Annotated in this window: 21 protein-coding genes and 1 pseudogene; 4 read left to right on the top strand and 18 right to left on the bottom strand. The window is 39.3% G+C overall.

Annotated elements, in window-relative coordinates; genetic code table 11:
- Nucleotides 1-4: 4 nt before the first annotated feature.
- From BR30_RS0121595 to BR30_RS0121525, 15 genes are all read right to left on the bottom strand, one after another.
- Entirely contained in the window at nucleotides 5-1,168 is a 1,164-nt protein-coding gene (locus BR30_RS0121595; protein ID WP_026566805.1) for an iron-containing alcohol dehydrogenase, read from the bottom strand.
- Nucleotides 1,161-2,792 carry an acyl CoA:acetate/3-ketoacid CoA transferase gene (locus BR30_RS34235; RefSeq protein WP_051633720.1) on the bottom strand — a complete coding sequence of 544 codons (1,632 nt, stop codon included), beginning with the start codon at nucleotides 2,790-2,792 and terminating at the stop codon, nucleotides 1,161-1,163. Before BR30_RS34235 ends, BR30_RS0121595 begins: the two co-directional genes overlap by 8 nt.
- An 18-nt stretch (nucleotides 2,793-2,810) precedes the next feature.
- Complete coding sequence (locus BR30_RS0121585; RefSeq protein ID WP_026566804.1) at nucleotides 2,811-3,257, bottom strand: MaoC/PaaZ C-terminal domain-containing protein; 447 nt, start codon at nucleotides 3,255-3,257, stop codon at nucleotides 2,811-2,813.
- Between the two features lie 23 nt (nucleotides 3,258-3,280).
- Complete coding sequence (locus tag BR30_RS0121580; protein WP_026566803.1) at nucleotides 3,281-3,991, bottom strand: ABC transporter ATP-binding protein; 711 nt, start codon at nucleotides 3,989-3,991, stop codon at nucleotides 3,281-3,283.
- Nucleotides 3,984-4,718, bottom strand: a complete 735-nt coding sequence (locus BR30_RS0121575; RefSeq protein WP_026566802.1) for an ABC transporter ATP-binding protein — start codon at nucleotides 4,716-4,718, stop codon at nucleotides 3,984-3,986. The genes BR30_RS0121580 and BR30_RS0121575 overlap by 8 nt, the downstream gene beginning before the upstream one ends.
- Nucleotides 4,715-5,833, bottom strand: a complete 1,119-nt coding sequence (locus tag BR30_RS0121570) for a branched-chain amino acid ABC transporter permease (protein ID WP_051633719.1) — start codon at nucleotides 5,831-5,833, stop codon at nucleotides 4,715-4,717. Before BR30_RS0121570 ends, BR30_RS0121575 begins: the two co-directional genes overlap by 4 nt.
- A gap of 2 nt (nucleotides 5,834-5,835) precedes the next feature.
- On the bottom strand, nucleotides 5,836-6,774 hold the full coding sequence (locus tag BR30_RS0121565) for a branched-chain amino acid ABC transporter permease (RefSeq protein WP_081825531.1): 939 nt from the start codon (nucleotides 6,772-6,774) through the stop codon (nucleotides 5,836-5,838).
- A gap of 15 nt (nucleotides 6,775-6,789) precedes the next feature.
- Nucleotides 6,790-8,028: an ABC transporter substrate-binding protein gene (locus tag BR30_RS34230; RefSeq protein WP_051633718.1), complete on the bottom strand. Its 1,239-nt coding sequence runs from the start codon at nucleotides 8,026-8,028 to the stop codon at nucleotides 6,790-6,792.
- 28 nt (nucleotides 8,029-8,056) lie between these two features.
- A complete protein-coding gene (locus BR30_RS0121555; RefSeq protein ID WP_026566799.1) occupies nucleotides 8,057-9,667 on the bottom strand; it encodes an acyl CoA:acetate/3-ketoacid CoA transferase in 1,611 nt (536 codons plus the stop codon).
- The gene (gene fabG, locus BR30_RS0121550; protein WP_155928756.1) at nucleotides 9,664-10,404 is read right to left on the bottom strand and encodes a 3-oxoacyl-ACP reductase FabG; all 741 of its coding nucleotides are present in this window, start codon (nucleotides 10,402-10,404) and stop codon (nucleotides 9,664-9,666) included. The genes BR30_RS0121555 and fabG overlap by 4 nt, the downstream gene beginning before the upstream one ends.
- 148 nt (nucleotides 10,405-10,552) lie before the next feature.
- Entirely contained in the window at nucleotides 10,553-11,734 is a 1,182-nt protein-coding gene (locus tag BR30_RS0121545; RefSeq protein WP_026566797.1) for a thiolase family protein, read from the bottom strand.
- A gap of 49 nt (nucleotides 11,735-11,783) precedes the next feature.
- Nucleotides 11,784-12,812, bottom strand: a complete 1,029-nt coding sequence (locus BR30_RS0121540) for a LacI family DNA-binding transcriptional regulator (RefSeq protein WP_026566796.1) — start codon at nucleotides 12,810-12,812, stop codon at nucleotides 11,784-11,786.
- A 61-nt stretch (nucleotides 12,813-12,873) separates the two neighbouring features.
- Nucleotides 12,874-13,719: a 3-hydroxyacyl-CoA dehydrogenase family protein gene (locus BR30_RS0121535; protein ID WP_026566795.1), complete on the bottom strand. Its 846-nt coding sequence runs from the start codon at nucleotides 13,717-13,719 to the stop codon at nucleotides 12,874-12,876.
- A 622-nt stretch (nucleotides 13,720-14,341) separates the two neighbouring features.
- Complete coding sequence (locus tag BR30_RS0121530; protein WP_026566794.1) at nucleotides 14,342-14,638, bottom strand: Dabb family protein; 297 nt, start codon at nucleotides 14,636-14,638, stop codon at nucleotides 14,342-14,344.
- Nucleotides 14,638-15,891, bottom strand: a complete 1,254-nt coding sequence (locus tag BR30_RS0121525) for a flavin-dependent oxidoreductase (protein WP_026566793.1) — start codon at nucleotides 15,889-15,891, stop codon at nucleotides 14,638-14,640. The genes BR30_RS0121530 and BR30_RS0121525 overlap by 1 nt, the downstream gene beginning before the upstream one ends.
- Nucleotides 15,892-16,663: 772 nt before the next feature.
- On the opposite strand from BR30_RS0121525, the gene BR30_RS0121515 reads away from it, so the two are divergent.
- Nucleotides 16,664-18,013: an MFS transporter gene (locus tag BR30_RS0121515; protein WP_026566792.1), complete on the top strand. Its 1,350-nt coding sequence runs from the start codon at nucleotides 16,664-16,666 to the stop codon at nucleotides 18,011-18,013.
- 95 nt (nucleotides 18,014-18,108) lie between these two features.
- Here BR30_RS0121515 and BR30_RS36135 read toward each other — a convergent pair.
- Nucleotides 18,109-18,201: pseudogene (locus BR30_RS36135) on the bottom strand (helix-turn-helix domain-containing protein); the annotation flags it as partial.
- A gap of 523 nt (nucleotides 18,202-18,724) precedes the next feature.
- On the opposite strand from BR30_RS36135, the gene BR30_RS0121510 reads away from it, so the two are divergent.
- On the top strand, nucleotides 18,725-20,158 hold the full coding sequence (locus BR30_RS0121510) for a DHA2 family efflux MFS transporter permease subunit (protein WP_026566791.1): 1,434 nt from the start codon (nucleotides 18,725-18,727) through the stop codon (nucleotides 20,156-20,158).
- 149 nt (nucleotides 20,159-20,307) lie between these two features.
- On the opposite strand, the gene BR30_RS0121505 is transcribed toward BR30_RS0121510, so the two are convergent.
- Entirely contained in the window at nucleotides 20,308-20,556 is a 249-nt protein-coding gene (locus tag BR30_RS0121505) for a hypothetical protein (RefSeq protein WP_231507762.1), read from the bottom strand.
- Between the two features lie 409 nt (nucleotides 20,557-20,965).
- Nucleotides 20,966-22,348, bottom strand: coding sequence for an NADP-specific glutamate dehydrogenase (gene gdhA / locus BR30_RS0121500; RefSeq protein ID WP_026566789.1), 1,383 nt, complete (start codon nucleotides 22,346-22,348; stop codon nucleotides 20,966-20,968).
- Nucleotides 22,349-22,495: 147 nt separating this feature from the next.
- On the opposite strand from gdhA, the gene BR30_RS0121495 reads away from it, so the two are divergent.
- Complete coding sequence (locus tag BR30_RS0121495; RefSeq protein WP_026566788.1) at nucleotides 22,496-23,407, top strand: glutamate biosynthesis transcriptional regulator GltC; 912 nt, start codon at nucleotides 22,496-22,498, stop codon at nucleotides 23,405-23,407.
- A 149-nt stretch (nucleotides 23,408-23,556) separates the two neighbouring features.
- Entirely contained in the window at nucleotides 23,557-24,885 is a 1,329-nt protein-coding gene (locus tag BR30_RS34225; RefSeq protein WP_035445780.1) for an IS3 family transposase, read from the top strand.
- The last annotated feature ends 64 nt before the right edge of the window (nucleotides 24,886-24,949 follow it).

Below are 24,949 nucleotides of genomic sequence, written 5' to 3'. Positions count from 1 at the left end.
CATTTTAATAGATAGCATGATACAAATTATTAATATCTTCTAAATTTGTTTTTCTTGGATTAACAAGGACGTTTCCACTTTTCATCGCATCTCTTGCCATAAAAGGAATTGCCGCTTCATAATCATCTTTGTTGATACCAAGTTCAGAAATAGAAATCGGAATTTTGATATCTTTGACTAATCTTTTGACCAACTGAATCGACGCATTAGCCTTTTCCATGATACTTCCCTTCACTTCTGGCTCCATCGCTTCTGTTATGCGTGCAAATTTATCAGGACAGGAAAGCAAGTTAAATTCCATAATCGCAGGAAGTAGAATACCGTTTGCGATTCCATGTGGGATCCCAAAAAAAGCACTTAACGGGTGACTAATAGCATGGGCATTGCCTAGACGGGTATTATTAAAAGCAAGGGCAGCCGTTAAGCTTCCGAGAAGCATGTTTTCTCTTGCTTTTAGATCATCGCCTTGATAATAAGCCTTGCGTAGACTGCCGCTGATCAAGGAAACAGCATCTAGGGCAAGAACCTCGGAATAATGGAAAGAAGCTCTTGAAGTATAAGATTCAATCGCGTGAACGAGTGCATCAATTCCAGTAGATGCTGTTATTCCAGGTGGTAAAGTTATTGTAAGTTGAGGGTCTACAATAGCCCATCTTGCAGATACTAGAGTCCCTCCGACCGTTAATTTATAATTGCGTTCTGTATCCGTGATAACTGTAAAGGAAGTAACTTCACTGCCTGTGCCAGATGTGGTTGGAATCGCCAATAAAGGCGTAGCAGGAGTAGTAAATGTATCGATTCCTTCATAATCCACAATCGAACCGCCATTGGCATTAACAACAGCAACTGCTTTCGCTACATCAATGGGGCTGCCTCCTCCCACGCCAATAATAAGATCCGCCTCTAGCTCCTTACATTTCCCTAATGCTTTAAAAACTGTTTGTACGGAAGGATTAGGCTCAACCTCACTAAATAAAGAATATTCCACTCCTGTAAGTTGAGCAGTGACTTGATCTAAAACACCTGATTTTGCGATTCCAGCATCAGTGACCACCAATATTTTCTTCGCTTTATTCTTTTCAAGAATGGCGGCCACATTACTGACCGCCCCCATTCCCCAGATAATTTCAGTCACATTTTTAATCATAGAAACTGTGCTGTTAACCAACTTTAATCCCTCCCTTAAGCTGTGAGTTACTTGTTTGGAGAAGGAATTTTTCTAATCCAAAAAATTCATTTTCGAACCCCATTACCTCTTCTTTAAAGATCCTGCTATCCATCACTTTTAAGTCCGCTGCGATGATAGGCTTAAAATCCATTTGGGAGAGAATATCTATTTCAAGATCGATACCTGGTGCAATTTCCGTAAGCACCAATCCATCTTTTTTTAATTCAAATACTGCTCTTTCCGTCACGAATATGACCCTCTGGCCGATGTTTCGAGCATATTGGCCACTGAAGGTGATCTGATTAACTTCATCAATAAATTTCTTTGTTCTTCCTTCCTGGACAACACGAAGGGTTCCGCCTTCAATATCGACCTTAAGCCCACCTGCTGTAAATGTGGCGCAAAACACCACTTTTTTGGCTGGCTGTGTGATGTCAATAAAACCGCCGCAACCAACAGTCTTAGTACCAAATTTACTTACGTTTACATTCCCTGCCGCATCAACTTCCGCCAGTCCCATAAAAGTAACATCCACACCGCTTCCATTGTAGTAATCAAACTGATAGCAATGTTCGATAATAGCTTCTGCGTTCTTTGTGATTCCGAAGTCTGTTCCGCCTTCCGGGATACCGCCAATGACACCTGATTCAATGGTTAAGGTTATCGCTTTGTTTATTCCTTCCTCGTTAGCAATCGGACCAATAACATCACCTGGTATACCTGTACCTAGGTTGACAACAGCATTAGGGAATAGCTCCATGACAGCACGGCGACCGATTATTTTCCGGATATTAAAAGGATAAGGATCACTGGAGGCTTCAGGAATTTTTAAATCACCTGAATATATAGGATCAAAGAAATATGAAGCTGTTTGACGATGATCTTCCTCCTGGTTTTCCGAAATAATAATGCCGTCAACATATATACCTGGAACGACAATATCCTTTGGGTGGAGGCTTCCGCTTTTGGCTAGGTACTTTACCTGTGCAAACACTTTCCCCCCATTGTTTTTTGCTGCCTGCGCAACGGAGATGGCTTCTAATTTAATGGCTTCTTCTTCCATTGTGATATTTCCTCTTTCATCCGCAGTCGTACCGCGGATTATCGCCACATCTATGGGATTACTCTTATAGAACAAATACTCCTCACCATGCAGAGAAAGAACTTCCACAATATCGTCACATGCATGAGCACTTCCGTTCATTTTACCTCCTTCAATTCGTGGATCGACAAACGTGCCTACTCCAACCTTGGAAAAATTCCCTGGCTTACCGGAAGCCATTGCACGAAATAAATGGACAAGCTGTCCCTGTGGAAGACAAAAAGCTTCCACTTCATTTTTGTGAATCATTTCTCCCCATTTAGGAGCGAGTCCCCAGTGTGAACCAATAATTCTTTTCACTAACCCAGGATGGGCCAAGCGTTGTATACCATTAATCCTGTCACTTTGACCGGCACCATGCAGGAGCGTTAAATTTTTTGGATAACCTGTCTCAAGGAAACTCTTTTCGATTTCATTTAAGATGGTGCCGCAGGCTCCCATTAACGTGAAACCTACAGTGGACAGAACTGCGCCTTCTTTCAGATGGGGCAGCACCTCTTTAGCTTTCATTACTTTATCCATATTTTCACCTCATATTTTTCATTTTCTTTTTATCATAAGTGTTTGAATCCCTTGTTGAGTAACAACACCCTCTTGATTAACCAATCTGACAAAGAAGCGGATAACTCCACGATCTGATTTGCTCTTGCTTTCAATCTTTTCCTGGACTTCTACTTCTGCGTGGATCGTATCTCCCAGAAAAACTGGCGCTGTAAACTGCCATTTATCCACACCTAATAATGCAATTCCTGTTCCGTCAAAGATACCCAGTCGAAACATTAAGCCGTGGGAGATAGATAAACCGAGTAATCCCTGTGCAAGTCGTTTCCCGAAAGGACTTTGCTTGGAGAACTCTTCACTTGTATGGAGTTCATTCATATCTCCTGACATTGCTGAAAACATTACTACATCCGTTTCGGTCATTGTTCTAGTTGGAGTTTTATAGACAGTTCCAACTTCAAAGGCATCAAAATAAATTCCTCTCACTCTACCAAAACCTTTCCTAAGTCTTAATGGAATCCTAGATAAGCTGCTTTCACCTCAGGATCTACCATTAATTGATTGCTTGTTCCAGCTACGTGAATTGAACCATTTTCCAAAACATAGCCCCTATTTGCAATAGAAAGAGCAATTGGAACATTTTGTTCAACAACAAGCATTGCCATATCTGTTGTTTTATGGATTTCTGCCAGCTTTTCATACATTTGCTCCACAATAAGCGGGGATAAGCCCGAAGAAGGCTCATCAAGAATTATTAATTTCGGCTTTAACATTAAGCCTCTAGCGACTGCAAGCATTTGCTGTTCACCGCCAGACATTGTTCCTGCAAGTTGATTTTTGCGTTCAGCTAAGCGGGGAAACAAGCTAAAAACATAATCAAGGCTTTCATTTCGATGAGCCTTCGCTTCTTTCACATATGAACCAAGTATTAAATTATCTAATACACTCATTTCCGTAAAAACACGACGACCTTCTGGCACATGAGCAACTGCGAGATTGGCAATATCATAGGCTTTTTTCCCGACAAGCGGTTTCCCGTCTAGTTCAACAGTTCCTTGATTTGGAGTTAATAAACCGCAAATCGTTTTTAATAATGTGGTTTTTCCAGCCCCATTACTGCCAACAATCGCGACACATTCTCCACGGTTAACCTCGATTGAAACCCCTCGCAGAGCCTTAATTGCACCATATGAAACATGTAGGTTGTTTACATTAAGCATGTTGCACAAACCCCTTTCCCAGATAGGCTTCAACAACAGTCGGATTGCTCATTACATCCTTTGGAAGACCTTCTAGCAATTTTGAGCCAAAATTGAGTACCACCACACGATCCGATATGGCATTAATGACCTTCATTACGTGCTCGATAACTACCAGAGTTATCCCTGATGCCTTTACCTTCCAAATTAGCTCAATTGCTTCTTCAACTTCACGATTATTTAGACCTGCTAGACACTCATCCAATAAGAGTAATTTTGGTTGTGTTGCCAGGCTTCTTGCAAATTCCAATCTCCTTTGATCGATGATGGAGAGAGTGCGCGCAACTGAATGTGCTTTCTCCCCAAGCCCAACAAACTCAATCATTTCCAACGCTTTCCTCTTCGCCTCATTAAAGTGAGAGGTCTTAAGGAAAGCCCCCACCATTACATTTTGCAACACTGTCATATCACCGAAAGGACGAGTTACCTGAAAAGTTCTGCTAAGTCCTTTTTTACAAATCTCATCTGATGAAAGGCCGGTTATTTTCTCTCCATTCATAATAACTTCACCAGTATCCGGTTTATAAACCCCTGTAATTAGATTGAACGTTGTTGATTTACCGGCACCATTGGGCCCGATAACTCCTAAAATTTCACCTTTATATATATGGAAACTTAAATCGTTAACAGCAAGCAACCCGTGAAACCGTTTTGATATATTTTTAACTTCTAAGATTTGTTCACTCATCTATGATTATCCCTCCATTTTGATTTTCCGCCTGGAAGGACAGAAAGCAATCTATTATAGGCCTTTGAGATAGGTCTGATTAAACCATTAGGAATAAGTATAACGACAACGATTAAGATGATCCCGTATAAAAAGTAGTTAATCCCTTCAAGTGAACCCAATCCCAGAAAACTTGTTATGGAAATGGCAACTTCAATGAATGGCTTCATAACGATTGCTCCAATAACAGGCCCCATTACCGTACCAAGCCCGCCAATAATTGAAACCATGGCAAATTCTACAGACAAAGGAACATCAAAAACAGCCTTTGGTTCGATAAAATACATATACTGAGCATATAAGGTTCCTACCATTGACATGGTAAACGCACTTATGGCTAATGCGATATGTTTTACCCTTGGAATATTGATCCCTATTGCTTTTGCTGCTTGATCATCCTGGCCCATTGCAATCATGTAATAACCCAGACGTGAGTTTTCAATTTTTCGTACTAACAAGAGAATCACCACTAAGAAAGCCAGGAAAATATAGAAATAAGGCAGCTTACTAGAGAACTGAAGCATCCCAAAAGATTCTGCGAATGGTACCGAGAGGCCTTCCGCTCCGCCAGTAAATCCACGATACTTTGTTACCAGCAGAAGGGCGACCTGTGAGAATACGATGGTGGCAATCGCAAAATAATGACCCCTTAATCGCATTAGTCCCATTCCCATTATGTAGCCAACTACTACAGAGATTATTCCACCCACAAACATTCCAATCCAGGGGCTGATTCCATACTTTGTTAACAAGATAGTTGAAGTGTAGGCTCCGATTCCAAAGAAAAGGGCATGACCGATAGATACCTGGCGTGCGTATCCGCCAAAAATATTCCAGGATACTCCTGCAATGGCAAACAGCAGGATTGAATTTAAGATATTCTGGTAATACTCATTCACAGTCAGAGGGGCAACACATACAAATAACAGTCCGAATAGGGGAACATAAATTTTGGGCTGTGAAATATGGCTAAATAAGGTATTTTTTTTTGAATGACTAATAGTTTTATCTCCCAGAGTATGCGTCTTATTCATTTGGTCTTTCTCCGTAACGACCTTTTCCGCTTGAATTCCCATTTTTATGCAGCCCCCTTCGTGGTAAATAATCCGGATGGCTTAATAAACAGTACGACTAGAAATAGTATGAAGGCCGCAAGAAGTCCTGAATTTGCACTAATATATTGAATTCCGAAAGATTCGGCAATACCAAGAATCAACCCCCCAATAAAAGCTCCTTTAAGATTACCCAATCCTCCTAGTATTACTACTATATAGGCCATTAGCCCAAAATGAGCTCCTGCCAAAGGCTGGATGTACTGAAAGGTACTTATAGCTGTTCCTGCTGCTCCTGTCAGTGCAGCTGCAATTCCTGCTGCAATGTAAAAAATCTTATTTGTGTTAATTCCCATTAGCATTGCCGTTTCCCGATCCAATTTAGCAGCTTTCATCGCCTTGCCGATATCGGTCTTCGATAAGAAAACAAATAGAATGCCCGCTAATATAAGAGAAAGGCCGAAAGCAACCAACATGTTGACAGGAACTACTACCCCAGCAAATTTCAATGTTTCCTCTCTCCAACTAAAATTTATGGAACGTGTGCTTGAACCAAATATCATTAGTGCACCATTTTGTAAGACAAGCTGAAGTCCAACCGTTAAAAAAATCTGAGTAAGAGCTGGAGCTTTCATAATGTGTGAAAATAAGTATTTTTGGGTAATTACTCCAACAATGAACATGCCTGAAATAGAAACGATTAAAGTGTATATTGGATCCGCACCTGTATATACCCATGTCCAATAAGAGGCATACATACCGAGCATAACAAATTCACCATGTGCAAAATTTACAATATCCACAACTCCAAATAGGAGTGTTAAACCAATACTGATCAGTGCGTAAATCCCACCGATTAATAGCCCATTAATAAGTACCTGCAATAATAAATCCATTATTTCACCGCCGATGTCTCGTATTTTATTAATAATAGTAGGAAGAAAGGAAGGAATATTCATTTTCATACTCCTTCCCCATGATTAGTTTTTATATTCTACCTTTGCATCTTCTTTTGGATAGATTGTAACCGGTTTCGCATCTTGCCATTGGATAATAACCGGATGAACATTCTTATTCCATCCTGTTTTATCAAGTTGAATGTTGCCGCCTGGCATGATATTTCCTTGAGCACCTTCTTCTAATTTCAATTTAGATAGAGCTTCCTTAATTTTCTCTGGGTCACTTGATCCGGCTTTTTCAATAGCATGCGCAATTGTCCACATTGCGGAATATGCCTCCCCTGAGTGTTCCGTTATAAACTCTCCATTCTTTTCTGCATAACGTTTGTCAATATCTTCTACACCTTTTTTGTTTATATCACGGTTCCAGGAAGCAACAGATACTACACCTTCCCCGTCTTCTCCCAGCTCCTTGTAAAACTCAGGCATTAAGTAACCTGCTCCACCGCCAACTGTGGTGATATCCAACCCAAACTGTTTAATCGTTTTCTGAATTAGAATAGCATCCTGTAAATAAGAAACTGGGAACAATATTTCGGCTCCAGAAGATTTAATTTTGTTCACAAGAGGAGAAGCGTCTGCAAAATTAGCCTGATATGGTTCAAACAAAGCCACTTCTAATCCTAGGTCTTCCGCTGTCTTTTTCAATCCTTCAGATGTTGATGTTCCGTAGCTTGTTTCTTCAAAAACGATGGCTACCTTCGGTTTTTTTCCAAGCTTGCCGACAAGATATTCTTTTGCGAATTTCACTTGAGTTTCTCCGAACATCGAGCCTTTAGGAGATACCTGGAACAGATATTTCATACCACGGGAAGTTAATTTATCCGCAACGGAAGCGGTTACAAATGGAATCTTAGCACGTTCTGCCACCTCTGAAGTGACAAGGGAAAGTGAGCTTGAATAATCCCCTGTAATGGCGGATACTTTTTTATTTTGAATGAGACGCTCTGTCGCAGATTTTGCAGATTCCGGCTTTTCACCCGGATCGACCGCCTCTAGTTTGATTTTCGCTCCTCCGAGCGATTTGATTCCTCCCGCCGCATTAATATCCTCTACTGCTAATTCGACTGCTTTCAATGCTGCGCCTCCTAAGCGGGCCAAGCTTCCAGAAGTAGGATAAAGAACACCAACAACCACTTCTTTACCGTTTTTTCCATCGCCATTATTTGAACCAGTTTCTTTACTTCCACATCCAGCTAAACCAAGAATTAATGCACTTGAAAGTGTAATCGCAGTAAATATTTTCATTAATTTTTTCAAGACTATGATCTCCCCTTATCTAAATGTTTTATTTACTTTCTAAAGTGTTTTTATTTCTATTAATAAAATCAGACAGGTGAATAATCCCATTTACATAGAGAGACGGATCCATAATTCTAAGGTCTGGAGAAATCGTCGGTATAAATTCCATTTGAGATAAAATATCTTTTTCAAGATCGATACCTGGTGCAACCTCTGTAAGTACCAGACCTTTTTCACTTAAGGTAAAGACCGCTCTTTCTGTAACGAAAAGGACTTGCTGATTACGGTTTGCAGCATATTTCCCATTAAAAGTTATCTGTTCAACATGATCTACAAATTTCTTATGCCTTCCTTCTTTGGAGATTCGAACCTCACCTTTCTCCACATCAATTTGAAGGCCACCAGATGTGAATGTAAAACAGAATACTAATTTCTTTGCCGCCTGCGTAATATCGATAAATCCTCCGCAACCAGGACTGCGAGGTCCAAACTTGCTCACATTAACATTTCCATCTCTATCTATTTCTGCAGCACCCATAAACGTAACATCAACACCGCACCCGGTATAATAATCGAACTTCTGGGAATTTTCGATAATCGCTTCGGCGTTTTTCGTAATTCCAAAATCACCTCCACCGACTGTAATCCCGCCGATTGTTCCAAGTTCAACGGATAAGGAAATCTGCTTGGCCATATCTTCTTCTTCTATAATTGCTCCAACTGAATCACCAGGTATTCCGACACCTAGATTTACAATATCTCCTTCAGTCAGTTCCATTACAGCCCTTCTGCCAATCAATTTCTTTGTCTGAAGTCTTAACATCTCACTTGACCGTATTAATGGTTCTTTCAGCCTTCCCACGTAGCCTGGGTGATAAAAAGCAGAAGATGTCATTCGATGATTTTCATAAGGATTTTCACTAACAACGATTTCATCTACGAAAATCCCAGGAATAATAACCTCTTTAGGGTTTAAAGTATTTCTTTCTACTACTCTCTTAACTTGAAAAATCACTCTTCCTCCGCTCGCCCTTACTGCCTGAACCGCTGATATTACTTCTAATTTGCCTGCCTCATCTTCCATTGTAATATTGCCAGCCTCATCTGCCGTAGTTCCCCGTCCAATATACAAGTCAAAGGCTATGCTAGGATAAAAAAGATAGTCTTCATCTCCCATTTTGAAATATTGGACCAAATTTTCCTGACTGTTGATGGCTTTTCGATTCATCTTTCCGCCTTCTATCCTAGGATCAACAAAAGTGCCAAGACCAATTTGTGACAAAATACCTGGCTTACCGGATGCAGCCGCTTTATACATGGAAATCATTTGCCCCATAGGCAAGCAAAATGCTTCTATTTCATTATTTGTTATCAAGGCCTCTAACCTTGGCGATAGCCCCCAATGAGAACCGATGATTCTCTTAAGCAGGCCAGGATGGGCTAGATGCTCCATTCCTCTAATGGTATCGCTCTGGCCTGCCGAATGAACAAATGTCAAATCCTTAGGAGAGCCGTTCGCAAGAAAGTTCTCTTCAATTTTTTGATAGATTTCCTCTGCTACACCAATCAAACTAAAACCTGTAGTTAACACTACACTGTTGTCTTTAATGCTTTGGGCGACTTCAGCAGCCGACGAAACTTTAACTTTTCTTGTCAAAGTACCATACCACCTCCAACATTGATCACTTCTCCTGTAATATAGGAAGCCGCATCTGAGGCAAGGAAGGCAATTGTATTTGCAACATCTTCAGGCTTTCCGGCACGTCCCATTGCGATTTTGGAAACCATAATATCCCATACCTTTTCTGGAACACCTCTGGTCATATCCGTATCAATGAATCCAGGGCAAATCGCATTGACGGTGACATCATATTTACCAAGCTCACGGGCAGCTGTCTTTGTTAGTCCAACAACACCTGCTTTTGAAGCTGCATAATTCGCTTGTCCAAAGTTACCTAGCCAGCTAGCAGAAGCAATGTTGATAATCCGGCCGGAGTTTTGCTCTCTCATATGTATACTGGCCGGCTGCATCATGTTAAAGGTCCCTGTCAAATTTACTGAAATAACGTCATCCCATTGTTTCCTCTCCATTTTATGAAGTACTCCGTCTCGGTTGATTCCTGCGTTGTTCACAAGGATGTCGAGTTTGCCTCTTTTTTCTATTACCTTCGCAATAAATTCACGGGCGTCTTCGGTATCAGCTACATTAAGCGTATAGAAATCGACATCCAACCCTTTTTCACTAAGTTCATTAGCAGTTTCTGAAGCTATTTCTTCACTGATATCGCAAATGGTAACAGATGCACCCAATTCGGCTAATTTGGTGGCAATACCTTTTCCAATGCCTCTCCCTGATCCTGTTACAATCGCTGATTTCCCTGTTAAATCGATCAAAATGTTTCACTCCTCCTAGTTTGATAATTTTCATTTTAGAAATCGAGACTGTTTTACTAGGAGAGAATCTTAAGAAAACTTTTCCCTTCTAGTAAAAACTTACTCAACTTTGCAATAGTGATAAATGGTCGTAACTTGGTCAACTAATCTATTTTGAGTAACTTTCAAAAATAGTTGCGATACCCTGACCTCCACCTATACACATGGTGACGATCCCGTATTTCGATCCTTTACGCTTCATTTCATTTAGCAGTTTAACTGTTAAAATACATCCTGATGCACCAATCGGATGGCCAAGAGCTATTGCTCCACCATTGACGTTAACTTTTAGAGGATCTACCTCTAAGTCTTTAATGACCGCGACTGCCTGAGCTGCAAAGGCTTCATTAATTTCTAATAAATCAATATCATCTAGGGTTAAGCCTGATTTTTGGAGAACTTTTTTAACTGCTGGAGCTGGGGCAAATCCCATAATTTCTGGCTCAACACCGGCTACTGCCTGTTCCCTAACAAATGCAAGGGGGGTTAATCCGAGTTCTTTCGCCTTTTCTGCGCTCATCATTACGACAGCAGCAGCTCCATCATTAATACCTGAGGAATTCCCAGCTGTAACTGTTCCTTTTTCCTGGAAAGCTGGTTTTAGAGATGACAATTTTTCATAGGTAGTCTTTCGTGGATGTTCATCAGTATCGAAGAATTTTGGTTCTCCTCTTCGTTGGGGTATTTCAACCGGCACAATTTCATCTTTAAATTTTCCAGACTCAATTGCTGCTGCTGCTTTCTCCTGGCTCTCGAATGCAAATTGATCCTGCTCTTCACGAGTTATTTTAAATCGTTCGCTGACTTTTTCTGCTGTAACTCCCATCGGATAATTTCCAAAAGGATCCGTTAATGCGGTAAGCAGTCCGTCTTCCAATTGTGCATGGCCAAAACGGTACCCATACCTTCCTTTGCGAACATAATATGGTAGAAGATTCATGTTCTCTGTTCCAGCAGCAACGATAATTTCATTTTCTCCTGATCGAATTGCTTGAGCCGCCGTATTAATGGCTTGCAGCCCTGAGCCACATAGTCGATTGACTGTATACGCATTACTTTGTGCTGGAATTCCTGCTCGTAAAGCACACATCCTTCCGATAAAGGCACTTTCGGCTACCTGTCCTACGCAGCCGACAATTACATCTTCAACCAACTCAGGACTGACATTTGATCTTTTCAAAGCTTCTTTTATCGCTATAGCCCCTAAGTCTGCTGCATGGATATCTTTTAAAGCACCCCCCATGGTGCCGATTGCTGTACGAGCACTGCCCACGATTACAACTTCTTTCATTCTTTTCTCCTCCTTTAATCATGTGTATTTTTATGTTTTTCTTACAAGGTTAACTTATAGTCTGATGATTCTTCTTCGAAAAAGTATTACAACTTTCTCTTATAATAAGAGATGGAGTTAATATAACTTGTTTTGGGAAATGATTTTCTCCTTCATTGACTCTCTGCAACAAAAGTCCCATTCCTAGTTTGCCCATTTCATAGGTAGGATGGTTAACTGTTGATAGCGGAACAAGAAAGTCTTCTGAAAAATTATTGTTATCATTACCAATTACAGCGATATCTTCAGGAACTCGGATGCCTTTTTCTCTTAATGCCTTAATAATCCCAAATGCAATTAAATCACTTGCTGCACAGATTGCCTCCGGTAACTCCTTCAATTGCTTCAACATTTTTATGACACTTGCATATCCTGATTCTTGCGTATACTCCCCTTCAAAAATTAGATTATTAGTCACCTGTAAACCGTTTTGCATCATACCTTGTACAAAACCCTGTAATCTTTCCTTAGAAGTTGAAAGATCAGAGTTTCCACCAATAAAAGCAATCCGTTTATATCCAAGAGATGCGAGATGATTAACTGCTAATTCTATAGCTAGATGATTATTCACACCTACATAGCTTGTGTTATATCCAGGCGGTCTCCGATTTACTAAAACGAAATTAAGATTTCTTTTCTCAACCTCCTGTAATTCCTCCTGATTTGAAATATTAGCTAAAATAAGGCCATCTACCCGTTTATCTACCATTAAATCTAAATAGGACAGGAAGCGGCTTTTATCATTTGAAGTATTACAAAGGATGACACTAAAGTTATTCTTAATAGCCACATCATCCATACCCTTTACGATAGCGGGGTAATATGGATTCAGAATATCGGAAAGGATCACCCCAACCGTATTTGTACTTTTCATTTTTAGGCTTCGCGCGATAGCATTTGGCCTGTAATTCAATTCTTCAATTGCTCTGTTTACTCTCTCAGTTAGTTCAGGACTTACATAAGTCGATTGATTGACCACAGCGGATACTGTAGCTATCGAAACATTTGCTTTCTTAGAGATATCCTTCATAGTCGCCATCTAATGTCCCTCCCATCTAATCGTTTAACTAAACGTTTAGATGTACTTTCAAAAAATTTTATTAATATGTATAAAAACCCCTCCCTGTCTTTCGACCCAACTGCCCGCCTTCCACTAAGTTAATCAGCAATGGGCAAGGACGGTATTTGGAATCACGGAATCCTTCATATAAACCCTGCATCGTTGCTAGTAAAGTATCTAATCCCACAAAGTCTGCTAATTGAATGGGTCCCATAGGATGATTTGCTCCAAGTTTCATGGCAGCATCTACATCTTCAGGTTTAGCCCCTTCCATTACGCAGTAAATTGCCTCATTAATCATAGGGACCAGAACACGATTGACTATAAAGCCTGGATAATTCGGGGCTTCAACTGCCGTCTTACCAATTTGTTCTGAAAGTTTTTTTACTTTTTCATATACAAAATCGGAAGTAAGAACTCCTCTGATTATTTCTACTAGCCCCATTTTAGGAACCGGGAAGAAAAAATGCATTCCTATTACTTGTTCTGGCCGTTTGGTCACTGAAGCTATATCTGAAATCGATAATCCGGAAGTATTTGAAATGAGAACCGCATTCGGATTGATCACTTCGTCTATTTTTTTAAATACCTCTTTTTTTAACTCTAATCTTTCAGGAACAGCTTCTATTACAAATTCAGCTTCGGTAACGCTTTCAAAATTAATGCAAGTAGTAAATCTCTCAATGCAGCTATTTACATATTCCTTATCAATTTCGCCCTTTTCCACTTTTCGATTTAATAATGAGTATATTTTGCCTTTACTATTTTCCAACTGGACAGCGCTTACATCTACCAATGAAACATGGAATCCAGCTTCCAGAATTACTTGGGTAATTCCAGTCCCCATTAAGCCTGCCCCAATTACAGCAATTTTTGGATTTTTCATTAACAACTCCCTTTCATCTAAACGTTTCGCTAATATTTGACCCAAGTATAAAATATTTATTTTAACTTTTCAATATTTTTTTAAAATTAAAATAATTTATTTTTTTTGTTATTATATCAATAAATTAAAACAATATTAGATTCATGTAACAAATGCGCAACGGTTCATTTCCTAAACATAAGTTTCTAAAACATCAAACAGGTAAACTAGTATTTAATAAATCTTCTTGAAACTCATTCATACATATATAAATTTAGGAAATAAAAGGAATTTATAATAGTACAATATTAAGTGCAAATAAGGCTACAGTATAAAATGCTGTAATCCTTCTTTTTTCATTCTTTATTTATAATAAAATTATTAGCCGATAACTAATTATTCATTTTTTTCAAGGATAAGGGTACTTAGAAGTCCTTCATTTTAGGGACTGTTCTTATTTACCTTTTCCTAACGCCACGACGAAAAGTAAAATTAATTTAGTAGAGTTTCTAAATAATCCTCAGGGTATACACCATTACAATATAAGAAAGAACATTCAGATTCTTAAGTTGTAAAAAGAAAATAAAAACCTGTCCCCAATAGGAGACAGGTCAATTTTCTAAAGCGTTTCACTATAATTAAATTATTTCACATCAAAATCAACTATGATAATGTCTTCCAATCCTATTTCCTTCAAATAGGTAAAAATCTCCTGATGGGCAGGATGAGGGCCATAGTTTTCTAGCGAGGCCCTGTCCTTGAAGCGAACGGTTAATCCTATTTCATATCCTTTGTTTCTATCTGAAAAATTGATGCCTTGCTGGATATCCAAAATGCCGGGTATTATATTTTTTAATAGTAAAGTCCGGCGTATCAGTTCCTCTTTTTGTTCCACCGTTGCTTTTGGTAAAAGTTTTATTAAGACAATATGTTCTACCATTATTGAACCTCTTTTAATCGGTTCAATTTTTCACGATCGAATCCAGCGATTTGTTTATACTTATTAGAGATTATCTCTAATTCTTTTTGGGAGATTACTTCCTCTAATTTTTCAAAGCCGTTGGGTGCACGGTCTTCCACGATTTGCATAACGACCTCTGGACCATTTTTTCGATTAGCCAACACGATGCTAGCTGTTGCCTCTAACCTTTCAGCTTCATATACCTTTAAAGCCTGTTCAAGAGTAGGTTGTTCAACGATTGCTTTCCCTAAAGCATCTGCATCAAGAATTGCTTGAGAAGCACCATTTGAACCAATCGGATACATGGGATGTGCTGCATCTCCAAGTAATGTTATCCGGCCAAAGGTCCATTGCGGAAGCGGATCGCGATCGACCATTGGAAATTCAAAAACATCGTCAGTTTCCTCAATTAACTTCGGAATATAAAGCCAATCAAAATCCCACGATTTAAAGGCAGGAGCAAATTTATTCTTGTCGATTTTACGGTTCCAATCTGCACGTGACGGCATTTCATCACTTACAGTTAACTCAGCAATCCAGTTTACAAGGGATTTTCCATTTGCAGCAGTTTCAGGGCAAACTGGATAGGCAACAAACTTTTGATCCTGATAGCCAGCCATAATCATCGATTTCCCTGTTAAGAATGAAGAAGATTCAGTTAGGCCCCGCCATAAAATCCGCCCGCTGAATTTAGGGAGCCCTTCATTTGGATAATAGAATTTCCGAACGGCAGAATGGATTCCGTCTGCCGCAATCAACACATCTGCAGTGTAAGAGCCCTCGTGCACTCCAGTTTTGCGATTTTCAAAGTTGGCCTCGACTTTGTTACCTACCGTTTGAAAAGAAATCAAATGATGACCAGTTAACACTGCGTTTTCTCCCAATTGTTCTTTTACTGCCTTTAAGAGAAGCATTTGTAAGCGTCCGCGATGGATTGAGTACTGTGGCCAGCGGTATCCTGCGTTCATTCCTCTTGGCTCCTGCCATATTTTTTTGCCAAATTTATTTACATAAATGAGTTCTGCCGTAGGCAAACCCGTTTGTTCGAGTTCATTTGCTAATCCTAATTCTGTGAGAACTCTAACAGCATGGGGCAACAGATTAATCCCAACTCCAAGTGCTCTAATAGTTTCAACACTTTCAAATACACGCACTGACACGCCAACGCGGTGAAGTTTAAGGGCAGTCACAAGCCCGCCAATTCCACCACCAACAATTATTGCTGATTTCATGTTAGTCAATTGAATTTCTCCAAGTAAATTTCACTTTTCTTAATTTTACAATAGTTTTCTTGCATATCAATAAAAATAGAGTAAGTTTTATAAAAACTCACTCTACAAATATTGATTGTCCTATATGTGATCTTTATACAGAGGTTGTAATTCCAGAATCTTCCGAAATATCACGTAACACTTTTACCGGTGATGTTTCCTTGAGGATATTCTTCTTCATCCCCTCTTTATTGGTCCTAGCAATGGGGAACCTATTTTTTATTAAATGAAAATTCCCATAGCAATAATTAGTCGCTTTAATCGATAATTGCTACTGCACGGGTCCAACCACCGCTTCCGCCTTTAATTACTAATCTCGCAAGAAGCATGCCAATATCGAAAACGCTATCCTTTACAACATTCAGAAAAATAATCATTTAATTTCCCCAAGATTTTTGTCCGAAATCGCTACACTACTGTTCAATTGTCCGAAATCAGTACAACAAACTAAGCTCGTTCTAGGGCAACCGTGCTGTCGCCCAACAAAAAGAAGCGGGAAAATCCCCGCTTTTTTTTGTGTGTTTGATGGTTCTATGTTCCTTGTTTAGTATAAATATTCCGAAAAATATAATTCTTTTATTGAAATTGAAATCACTAGTGTTTATAATTTCTAAATAGAGAACAGATTTCACTATATGTAAATCGCAATTAGTGTTAACCGATAACAAAGGCGAACTCTCTCCTATTTTCGTAAGCGTTATCATCTAATTTTATTTTTGAAGGGGATAAGAAAATGACAACGATTAATTCTACCGAAGTTATTGCAAACAGCAAATTTAACCGCTTTCATTTAGGGTTACTATTATGGAGTTTTTTCATAATCTTGTTTGATGGTTATGATCTGGTTGTCTATGGAACGGTTTTACCCACCTTGATAGAAAAATGGAATCTATCATCGGTGGAAGCAGGAGCAATCGGGACCTATGGGTTATTTGGGATGATGTTTGGGGCAATCTTTTTCGGTACTTTGGCTGACCGAATTGGCAGAAAGAACGTGGTTGCTATAACATTAGTACTGTTCAGTTTATTTACATTCCTTTGCGGCTTTGCCGAAACCCCTACTACTTTCTCAACCTTTCGTTTCTTAGCTGGCTTAGGTTTGGGAGGAATCATGCCGAATGTTATCGCACTATTAACTGATTATGCTCCTAAAACGATGAGAAGTATGATTGTAAGTATCGTATTATGTGGTTATTCTGTTGGTGGAATTCTTGCTCCTTTGATAGGGATCTTCTTAATGCCAACATTCGGATGGGAATCAATCTTCTGGTTTGCGGGCCTTCCTCTATTATTATTGCCTATCATGTATAAACAGCTGCCTGAAACAGCCAGCTATCTTATCCGTACAGGGAAAAAAGAAAAATTGATTACAACCCTTGCTAAAGTAAGCCCAGAATCGCATTTTAGTCAAGATGATGAGGTTATAGACTTAAAAACACAAGGAACAAAGGTCCCTATAATAGGATTATTTAAGGAGAATAGGGCCTTCAGTACGGTTATGTTTTGGACAGCGTTTTTCAGTTGTCTATTGATGGTTTATGGTTTGAATACTTGGCTTCCAAAATTGATGATGGAAGCAGGATATGGATTAAATTCAAGCTTAGGCTTTCTCATTGCCCTCCAAGGGGGAGCCATTATTGGGACACTTATAATTGGACGACTTTGTGATAAATACGGTTCCAAAAAAATGCTTGTTCCGATGTATGCCTCAGGAGCCGTGGCTTTGACACTTCTAGGATTGGGAGGAAATACGTTAGTAATATATCTGTTAGTAGCCATTGCCGGTGCTGCAACCATTGGTGCACAAAATATTGTTCAGGCCTATGTTTCCCAGTACTATCCGCCATCTATCAGATCTACAGCATTAGGGATGGCTTCAGGAGTCGGCAGAACCGGCGGTATGCTCGGCCCCCTTTTAGGAGGATTCCTACTATCAATTTCTTTACCAATTCAATTAAACTTTATCGCCTTTGCCATTCCTGGTTTGATTGCAGCTGCCGCCCTATTAATGGTACCTATAAAAAATGCCTATCACTATGAAAACAATGCCAAAGATGAATCTAATAAAGTTCATGTAAGCTAATGGATAATAAAAGTCTCCCTTGAAAAAGGGAGACTCATTGCTTGTAACTGCTAAAATAGAACGAGATACATTCTAACACTATGATATATGGAACCTTAAAGTAATTGATACTGATACATCTTTTCATATAAAGTTGACCTAGCGATGCCGAGCTTTTTAGCAGCCTTGGTTTTGTTTCCTTTTGACTCTTTTAGTGCATTTCAATTAATTTCTGTACGAGGAATGGAAGATCTCCTTTTCTGTCACTCAAAGCAGGGTCAAAAAATTAATGACATTCAATTGATACTATGAAAAATGTAAACCCTATACCAGTGAGTTCAATTTTCTTTTTAGATTTTAATAGATTTATCTTCTTTGTATTCAATCTCCGTAAACAGTCCAAGGTTATATTTGATAGAATTTTGGATTCCCTTTAATTAATTATCCTAAAAGACCTAATTCTCTCTCTAGTTTTTCTAAGATTTTGTTTTACTTTCTAAGATAAGATTAATAATTTAACACAAGATTTTTTTATCTTTTGTATTGGGTAATGAAAAAATTTCGTTACTTGCAGTATATTTTCCAATAAAATGATTCGGTAACTTTTGTTACAAAAATTCAACAAACTCATTTATTGACTAGGAGATTTTTGACATGTATTGTATCAAATAACGGACCGATTATAGAGGAACGTATATAGAAATTTTTCAAGAGAGAGAAGGGGTATGGTTAATGAAGCAATATAACACGCGTGCCATCATGGCTTCGCTGCTCATTTGCGGTTTTGTTGGTATGTTCAGCGAGACGGCACTTAACATTGCGATTAGTAATTTAATGGATGTGTTTCAAATTTCGGCTGCAACCGCACAGTGGTTGACGACGGGATTTTTGCTTACTCTCGGCATTCTAATGCCGATGACGGGGCTGCTGCTACAATGGTTTACAACGAGGCAATTGTTTATCGGTTCGCTTGCGAGCTCTATTGTCGGCACAGTCATTGCGGCGCTCGCGTTCAACTTTGAAATGCTTATGGTTGCTCGCGTTCTACAGGCGGCAGGCATGGGTCTTTTGATTCCGCTCATGTTCAATACGATCCTCGTCGTGTATCCACCCGAGAAGCGTGGAGCCGCGATGGGCTTCGTCGGACTTGTCATCATGTTCGCGCCGGCAACTGGCCCAACTGTTGCAGGTCTCCTAATCGAATATTTTACATGGCACTACATCTTCTGGCTCTCGCTGCCGTTTTTGGTTATTGGGCTGTTGGTAGGGCTGAAATATTTGGAAAATGTCACCGATGTAACAAAGCCTCGGATTGACTTATTGTCCGTGGTATTATCAACCATCGGCTTCGGAGGGGTTGTCTTTGGTTTCAGCAAAGCAGGAGAAGGATCCGAGGGTTGGACCAGCACAGTCGTGATTACTTCGATTGCTATCGGGTTAATCGCGCTCGTTTTGTTCACACTACGGCAGATGACTATGAGCGACCCGATGATGGACCTGCGCGTCTTCAAGTATCCAATGTACAATGTAGGATTACTAATGGTGCTCTCATGTATGATGATCATTTTGTCGAGCATGATTATTCTGCCAATGTTTCTTCAAAATGGTATGAAACTGTCAGCGTTTACTGCTGGGCTCATGCTGTTGCCGGGCAGCGCGCTAAACGGCATCTTATCACCGCGGATGGGACGTTTATTCGATAAGTATGGACCGAAGTGGCTCGTTATTCCCGGACTTGTTGTCGTTGCGGTAACGTTATGGTTTTTCTCCAGCATATCGACCACATCATCTGTCGCTTTTATCGTCGTCCTTCATATCGGATTAATGATCGGCATTTCCATGGTGTGGATGCCAGCACAGACCAACGGCCTGAACCAGCTGCCACCTGAGCTATACCCACACGGAACAGCAGTCATGAACACGTTGCAGCAGGTCGCAGGTGCGATTGGTACAGCTATCGCAATCATCATTCTTACGACTGGAATGGAGAACTATTTGCATGACTCCTCTGCACCGACTCAGCAGACCGAGGTGGCTAATGCTATGACGGCGGGCTCACAGCATGTGTTCTTGTTTGCAATGATCGTGACGCTGGTCGGTCTCGCCATGGCCTTCTTCATCCGCCGAGTTGTCGTCAACCATTCAGCGATGAATCCAATGCATTAATGACTAAGTTTAATTATGAATGAGGACTTCCTATTACTCAGGTTGTCCTCTTTTTTTGGCCACAAAAAAAGGGCAAAAATCGATCAGATTTTCAACCTCTAATCATTACATATCCATTATTGAACTTACTGAATAAATCACATCTAAATTTATTTGAGTAGACTAACTTCATCTTTGTGTTTCTTTCTCCTGCTTTTCTTTCTTATCTTTTGTATCCAAGAATATAATTTATAGACATAGAAGAAAAATAGAAAACCACCGATAACCATCACCGCATATTCTTCGACAGCCGTATGGAAGTTTGACCGGTCATCAGGTGAAAGTGTTCGGCCAAGGATAATACCGATATATAGGATGGCCATATGTATGATGGGTTCATACCATTTGACTTTATGCATGTACCAGTAAATGAAGAATTGTATAAAAACAGTGCCAAGGAAAGCAAAAATAACCCCGGAATCATCAGCAAATGATTCACCACTAATATTCCATCTAGGAAACCAAATACAAATCAAAAGGGTCTGCAAAACAGCTAGAATGATAATGAAGAGGACACCTTGTTTACGTCTCTTTTTCTCTTGTTCCGCTGCCCAGTCCTCCTGCTCTTCGGTTTAAAAATCCCCCCCTGTCCTCTCACATTTTACCAGATAGTTAGCAGGAAAAATTACTCATTCTGGATAGGTCCATTAGTGGTATTTTCTATAAAAAATGGTTTCCACAAAATACAAAAAGCCACCAATCGGTGACTTTTTTGTCCATATATATAGTGGATCTTTTTTCTATAAAATCTTTACTAGATTCTATATCTTATATTACTCCCTGTGCAATCATCGCATCCGCTACTTTTACAAATCCAGCTATATTAGCACCGACAACAAGATTCCCCGATGCTTCATAATCTACTGATGCTTTCATACTCTTACTATATATATCTTTCATAATTCCTTGTAATTTTAGGTCCACTTCTTCTTGTGTCCAAGCAAGCCTTGCACTATTTTGGGCCATTTCTAACGCAGAGACTGCAACTCCGCCTGCATTTGCTGCTTTGGCAGGAGCAAATAAAACATGTTGTTCAATAAACGTCTCGATAGCTTCAAGAGTTGAAGGCATATTGGCACCTTCTCCCACTGCCTTAACCCCATTCGAAACTAAAACTTCTGCCGAATCCTTACTTAACTCATTTTGTGTTGCACAAGGTAAAGCAATATCACACGGAATCGTCCAGATGCCTGAACACCCTTCTTGATAGATTGCATCTGGATGTTCTTTAACATATTCAAAAATTCTTTTATTCTCTATTTCTTTTAATCGTTTGACCGTTTCTAGGTTAATACCGTTTGGATCATAAACGTAACCGCTCGAATCACTGCAGGCTACCACTTTTGCACCAAATTCCAATGCTTTTTCGATTGCATAAATGGAGACATTTCCAGAACCTGATACTACCACTGTACTTCCTTCAAAGCTTAATCCTTTATCCTTAAGCATTTCTTCAACAAAATAAACTAATCCATACCCTGTTGCCTCTTTCCGGCCTATGCTTCCCCCATAACCAATGCCTTTTCCAGTTAAAACCCCTGCTTCATATGCGCCTTTTAACTTTTTATATTGCCCGAACATAAAACCGATTTCTCTCGCCCCTACTCCGATATCTCCAGCAGGAACATCAACATCTGGCCCGATATGCCTGCTAAGCTCCGTCATAAAACTCTGGCAGAAACGCATAATTTCAAAATCTGATTTCCCTTTCGGGTCAAAGTCAGAACCGCCTTTTCCACCGCCGATTGGCTGCCCTGTTAATGAGTTTTTGAAGATTTGCTCAAACCCGAGAAATTTTATGATGCTTGCATTAACAGAAGGGTGAAAACGGAGACCTCCCTTATAAGGTCCAATCGCACTGCTAAACTGAACACGATACCCTCGATTCACTTGTACATTCCCTAGATCATCTACCCATGGCACTCGAAAGCTAATTAATCGCTCTGGTTCCATCATTCTTTCGAGAACTGCTTGCTTAATATATATTGGATTTTTCACAAGGACAGGTACTAAAGAATCAAGTACTTCTTTAACAGCCTGCTGGAATTCCCCTTCATTTGGATTTCGCACTTGAACCGTTTTAAATAAACGATTTACGTAATCTTTCACGATCTGCATTTGATTCTCTTCTACTCTGTCCAGCATTTTCATCTCGGTCAGCCCCTAATGTATTATAAAGTTAAGAAAATTCCCTTTTCTTACGTGTATTTTCATTTTATAATTTAATAATTAATAGTTTCAATCTTAATTTACGATGAAATTAATGCGTTTAACGCATTAAAATGGAGTGAAATAAAAATGGAGACAAGGCAAATTCAATATTTTCTAGAAGTGGCAAAAAGAGAGCATGTAACTGAAGCAGCAGATGCCTTGCATGTTGCCCAATCTTCCGTTAGCAGACAAATCTTCAATTTAGAAGACGAATTAGGTGTAAAACTCTTTATACGTGAGGGAAGGAGTGTAAAGTTAACCCCTCTAGGCAGAATTTTTTATGAACGGATGCAACATGTATGGTATTTGATGGAGGATGCAAAGAGAGAAGTAGAAGAAAATTTAAATCCTGAAAAAGGAACTGTACGAATTGCATTCCCTATTAGCATGGCGGCCCATACATTGCCTTCCATCATTTACGCTTTTCGTACTCGGTACCCAGACGCGAAATTTCAAATGAGCAATGCCCTTTATTATGATTTAATTGATGGTGTGGTAAATGGAGAATTTAATTTGGCCATGATTGCACCCATGCCCAATCAGGATAAAGAGAAAAAAATCAAAGGAGCTACGTTATTTACAGAAAATATCGTTGCCCTTATCCCCCTTCATCATCCACTATCTGATTGGAAAACAATTCGGCTGCGGGATTTAAGGAATGATTCATTTTGTGTCCTTCCTGAAGGGTTTGTATTTCGTGAACAAGTGGTTCAAGCATGTAATGATGCAGGTTTTTCTCCACAAATCGCCTTTGAAGGAAAAGATATTGATGCATTAAAAGGGTTAGTCTCTGCAGGCTTAGGTGTAGCATTGATGCCTGAGATGACATTGGTAGATAACACACCACGGTCCACAGTCGTTATTCCAATATCCGATGCGAACCTCACACGAACAGTCGGTGTCATCTACCCTACCCAACGTAAACTGCTTCCAACCGAAGCATTGTTTTATGATTTCTTGCTTGAAACGTATGAAAGATTAAATGAGTTTCGAAATTAATCTGTTCCAATCTGCCAGATGGCAAAAAAAGAGGCAGGCCTTTAAAATAATATGGTACCTATAGATAAGACACTTGAAAAAGAGTGTATTATCTATAGGTATTTTTTTATATACTTGAATCTTAATGATATGGGGATTAGGGGACCACTATGAGCAAAATAACATTTTCAGATAAAGAAATAAAAATACTTCAAAAGAATCAAAATGTACAGCGAGTAAGTAGTTTAGCTATTACATATTCGGATGATTTTAAAAATAAATTTATGGATGAATATTTGGCAGGAAAACTCCCAAGGCAGATCTTTGAGGAGAATGGCTTTGACATAGACATTTTAGGTAAAAGGAGAATTGAAAGGTCTACATATAGGTGGAAAAAAGCATATGAAAAAGATGGTTTAATTGGACTTTCAGATGGCAGAAAGGCAGCTTCCGGTAGGCCATTGAATCGAGATCTTTCTCAAGCAGAAATTATAGAAAGGCAAGAAGCAAGAATTAAGTTGCTGGAAGGACAGGTAGAGCTGTTAAAAAAGCTAGAAATGACAGAAAGGAGGCTGCTAAGCACCGGTCAAAACCTGGAAACGAGTAAAATATTTCAACTGATATATGAAACTATAGAACAAAATCAAGTTAAGCAGATGACAAAGTATTTTTGTGAACTTTTAGAGGTCTCTCGTTCTGGATATTACAGCTACCTAAAAGCAGCCGATAGACGACGGGAGAGGGAACTAGAGGATTTAAAGATGAAAGAAATTATTCTTAAGGCGTTTAACCGACGGGGATATAAGAAAGGTTCACGTTCCATCAAAATGATATTGAAACATGAATATGACCTTAAGTTAAGCAGAAAAAAGATTCAAAGAATCATGAATAAGTATGGGATTGTTTGCCCCAATCGGAAGGCAAATCCATATAAAAAAATATCAAAGGCAACGAAGGAGCATCAGGTTATTTCAAACAAGTTAAACAGAGAATTTAAGCAAGGAATCCCAGGAAAGGTATTATTAACCGATATTACATATTTGCCATATAACGGAAAGGATATGGCCTATTTGTCAACTATAAAAGATGCCTCCTCTAATGAGATATTAGCTTATAATGTTTCAGACCGAATCACATTAGATATCGCAACCAAAACTATCCATAAATTAATGAATAACAAGAAAATTAGTTTACATTCTGATGCCTTTATCCATTCAGATCAAGGAAGCCATTATACAAGCCCAAGATATCAAAAGCTGTTAAAAAAATATGAACTAGGTCAATCTATGTCTAGGCGAGGTAACTGTTGGGATAATGCCCCGATGGAGTCGTTTTTTGGCCATTTAAAAGATGAGGTAGACTATCAATCCTGTAAAACATTAGAAGAACTAAAGGCGAAAATAAATCATTATATGGTTTACTATAACAATTACCGTTATCAATGGAATTTAAAAAAGATGACCCCTATTCAATATAGGAATCATCTATTAGCTTCATAACTCTTTTTTCATGTGTCCTTTACATGGGTGCCAGTTTAAAAGGTCCTACCTCCCTATATTAAAG

This window comes from Bacillus sp. UNC41MFS5 (genome assembly GCF_000686805.1).
The sequence above is the reverse complement of the archived record's forward strand: the minus strand, read 5'-3'. Positions and strand labels throughout refer to the sequence as shown.

Excerpts from the sequence above, each read along its gene's own strand:
- BR30_RS0121570 (WP_051633719.1), bottom strand. The coding sequence starts at position 5,833 with ATGGGAATTCAAGCGGAAAAGGTCGTTACGGAGAAAGACCAAATGAAT.
- BR30_RS0121505 (WP_231507762.1), bottom strand. The coding sequence starts at position 20,556 with ATGCATAAAGTCAAATGGTATGAACCCATCATACATATGGCCATCCTA.
- BR30_RS0121515 (WP_026566792.1), top strand. The coding sequence starts at position 16,664 with ATGACAACGATTAATTCTACCGAAGTTATTGCAAACAGCAAATTTAAC.
- BR30_RS0121535 (WP_026566795.1), bottom strand. The coding sequence starts at position 13,719 with ATGAAAAATCCAAAAATTGCTGTAATTGGGGCAGGCTTAATGGGGACT.
- BR30_RS0121575 (WP_026566802.1), bottom strand. The coding sequence starts at position 4,718 with ATGAGTGAACAAATCTTAGAAGTTAAAAATATATCAAAACGGTTTCAC.
- BR30_RS0121530 (WP_026566794.1), bottom strand. The coding sequence starts at position 14,638 with ATGGTAGAACATATTGTCTTAATAAAACTTTTACCAAAAGCAACGGTG.
- BR30_RS0121525 (WP_026566793.1), bottom strand. The coding sequence starts at position 15,891 with ATGAAATCAGCAATAATTGTTGGTGGTGGAATTGGCGGGCTTGTGACT.
- gdhA (WP_026566789.1), bottom strand. The coding sequence starts at position 22,348 with ATGAAAATGCTGGACAGAGTAGAAGAGAATCAAATGCAGATCGTGAAA.
- BR30_RS0121495 (WP_026566788.1), top strand. The coding sequence starts at position 22,496 with ATGGAGACAAGGCAAATTCAATATTTTCTAGAAGTGGCAAAAAGAGAG.
- BR30_RS0121580 (WP_026566803.1), bottom strand. The coding sequence starts at position 3,991 with ATGCTTAATGTAAACAACCTACATGTTTCATATGGTGCAATTAAGGCT.
- BR30_RS0121545 (WP_026566797.1), bottom strand. The coding sequence starts at position 11,734 with ATGAAAGAAGTTGTAATCGTGGGCAGTGCTCGTACAGCAATCGGCACC.
- BR30_RS0121540 (WP_026566796.1), bottom strand. The coding sequence starts at position 12,812 with ATGGCGACTATGAAGGATATCTCTAAGAAAGCAAATGTTTCGATAGCT.
- BR30_RS0121510 (WP_026566791.1), top strand. The coding sequence starts at position 18,725 with ATGAAGCAATATAACACGCGTGCCATCATGGCTTCGCTGCTCATTTGC.
- BR30_RS34225 (WP_035445780.1), top strand. The coding sequence starts at position 23,557 with ATGAGCAAAATAACATTTTCAGATAAAGAAATAAAAATACTTCAAAAG.
- BR30_RS34235 (WP_051633720.1), bottom strand. The coding sequence starts at position 2,792 with ATGGATAAAGTAATGAAAGCTAAAGAGGTGCTGCCCCATCTGAAAGAA.
- BR30_RS0121565 (WP_081825531.1), bottom strand. The coding sequence starts at position 6,774 with ATGAAAATGAATATTCCTTCCTTTCTTCCTACTATTATTAATAAAATA.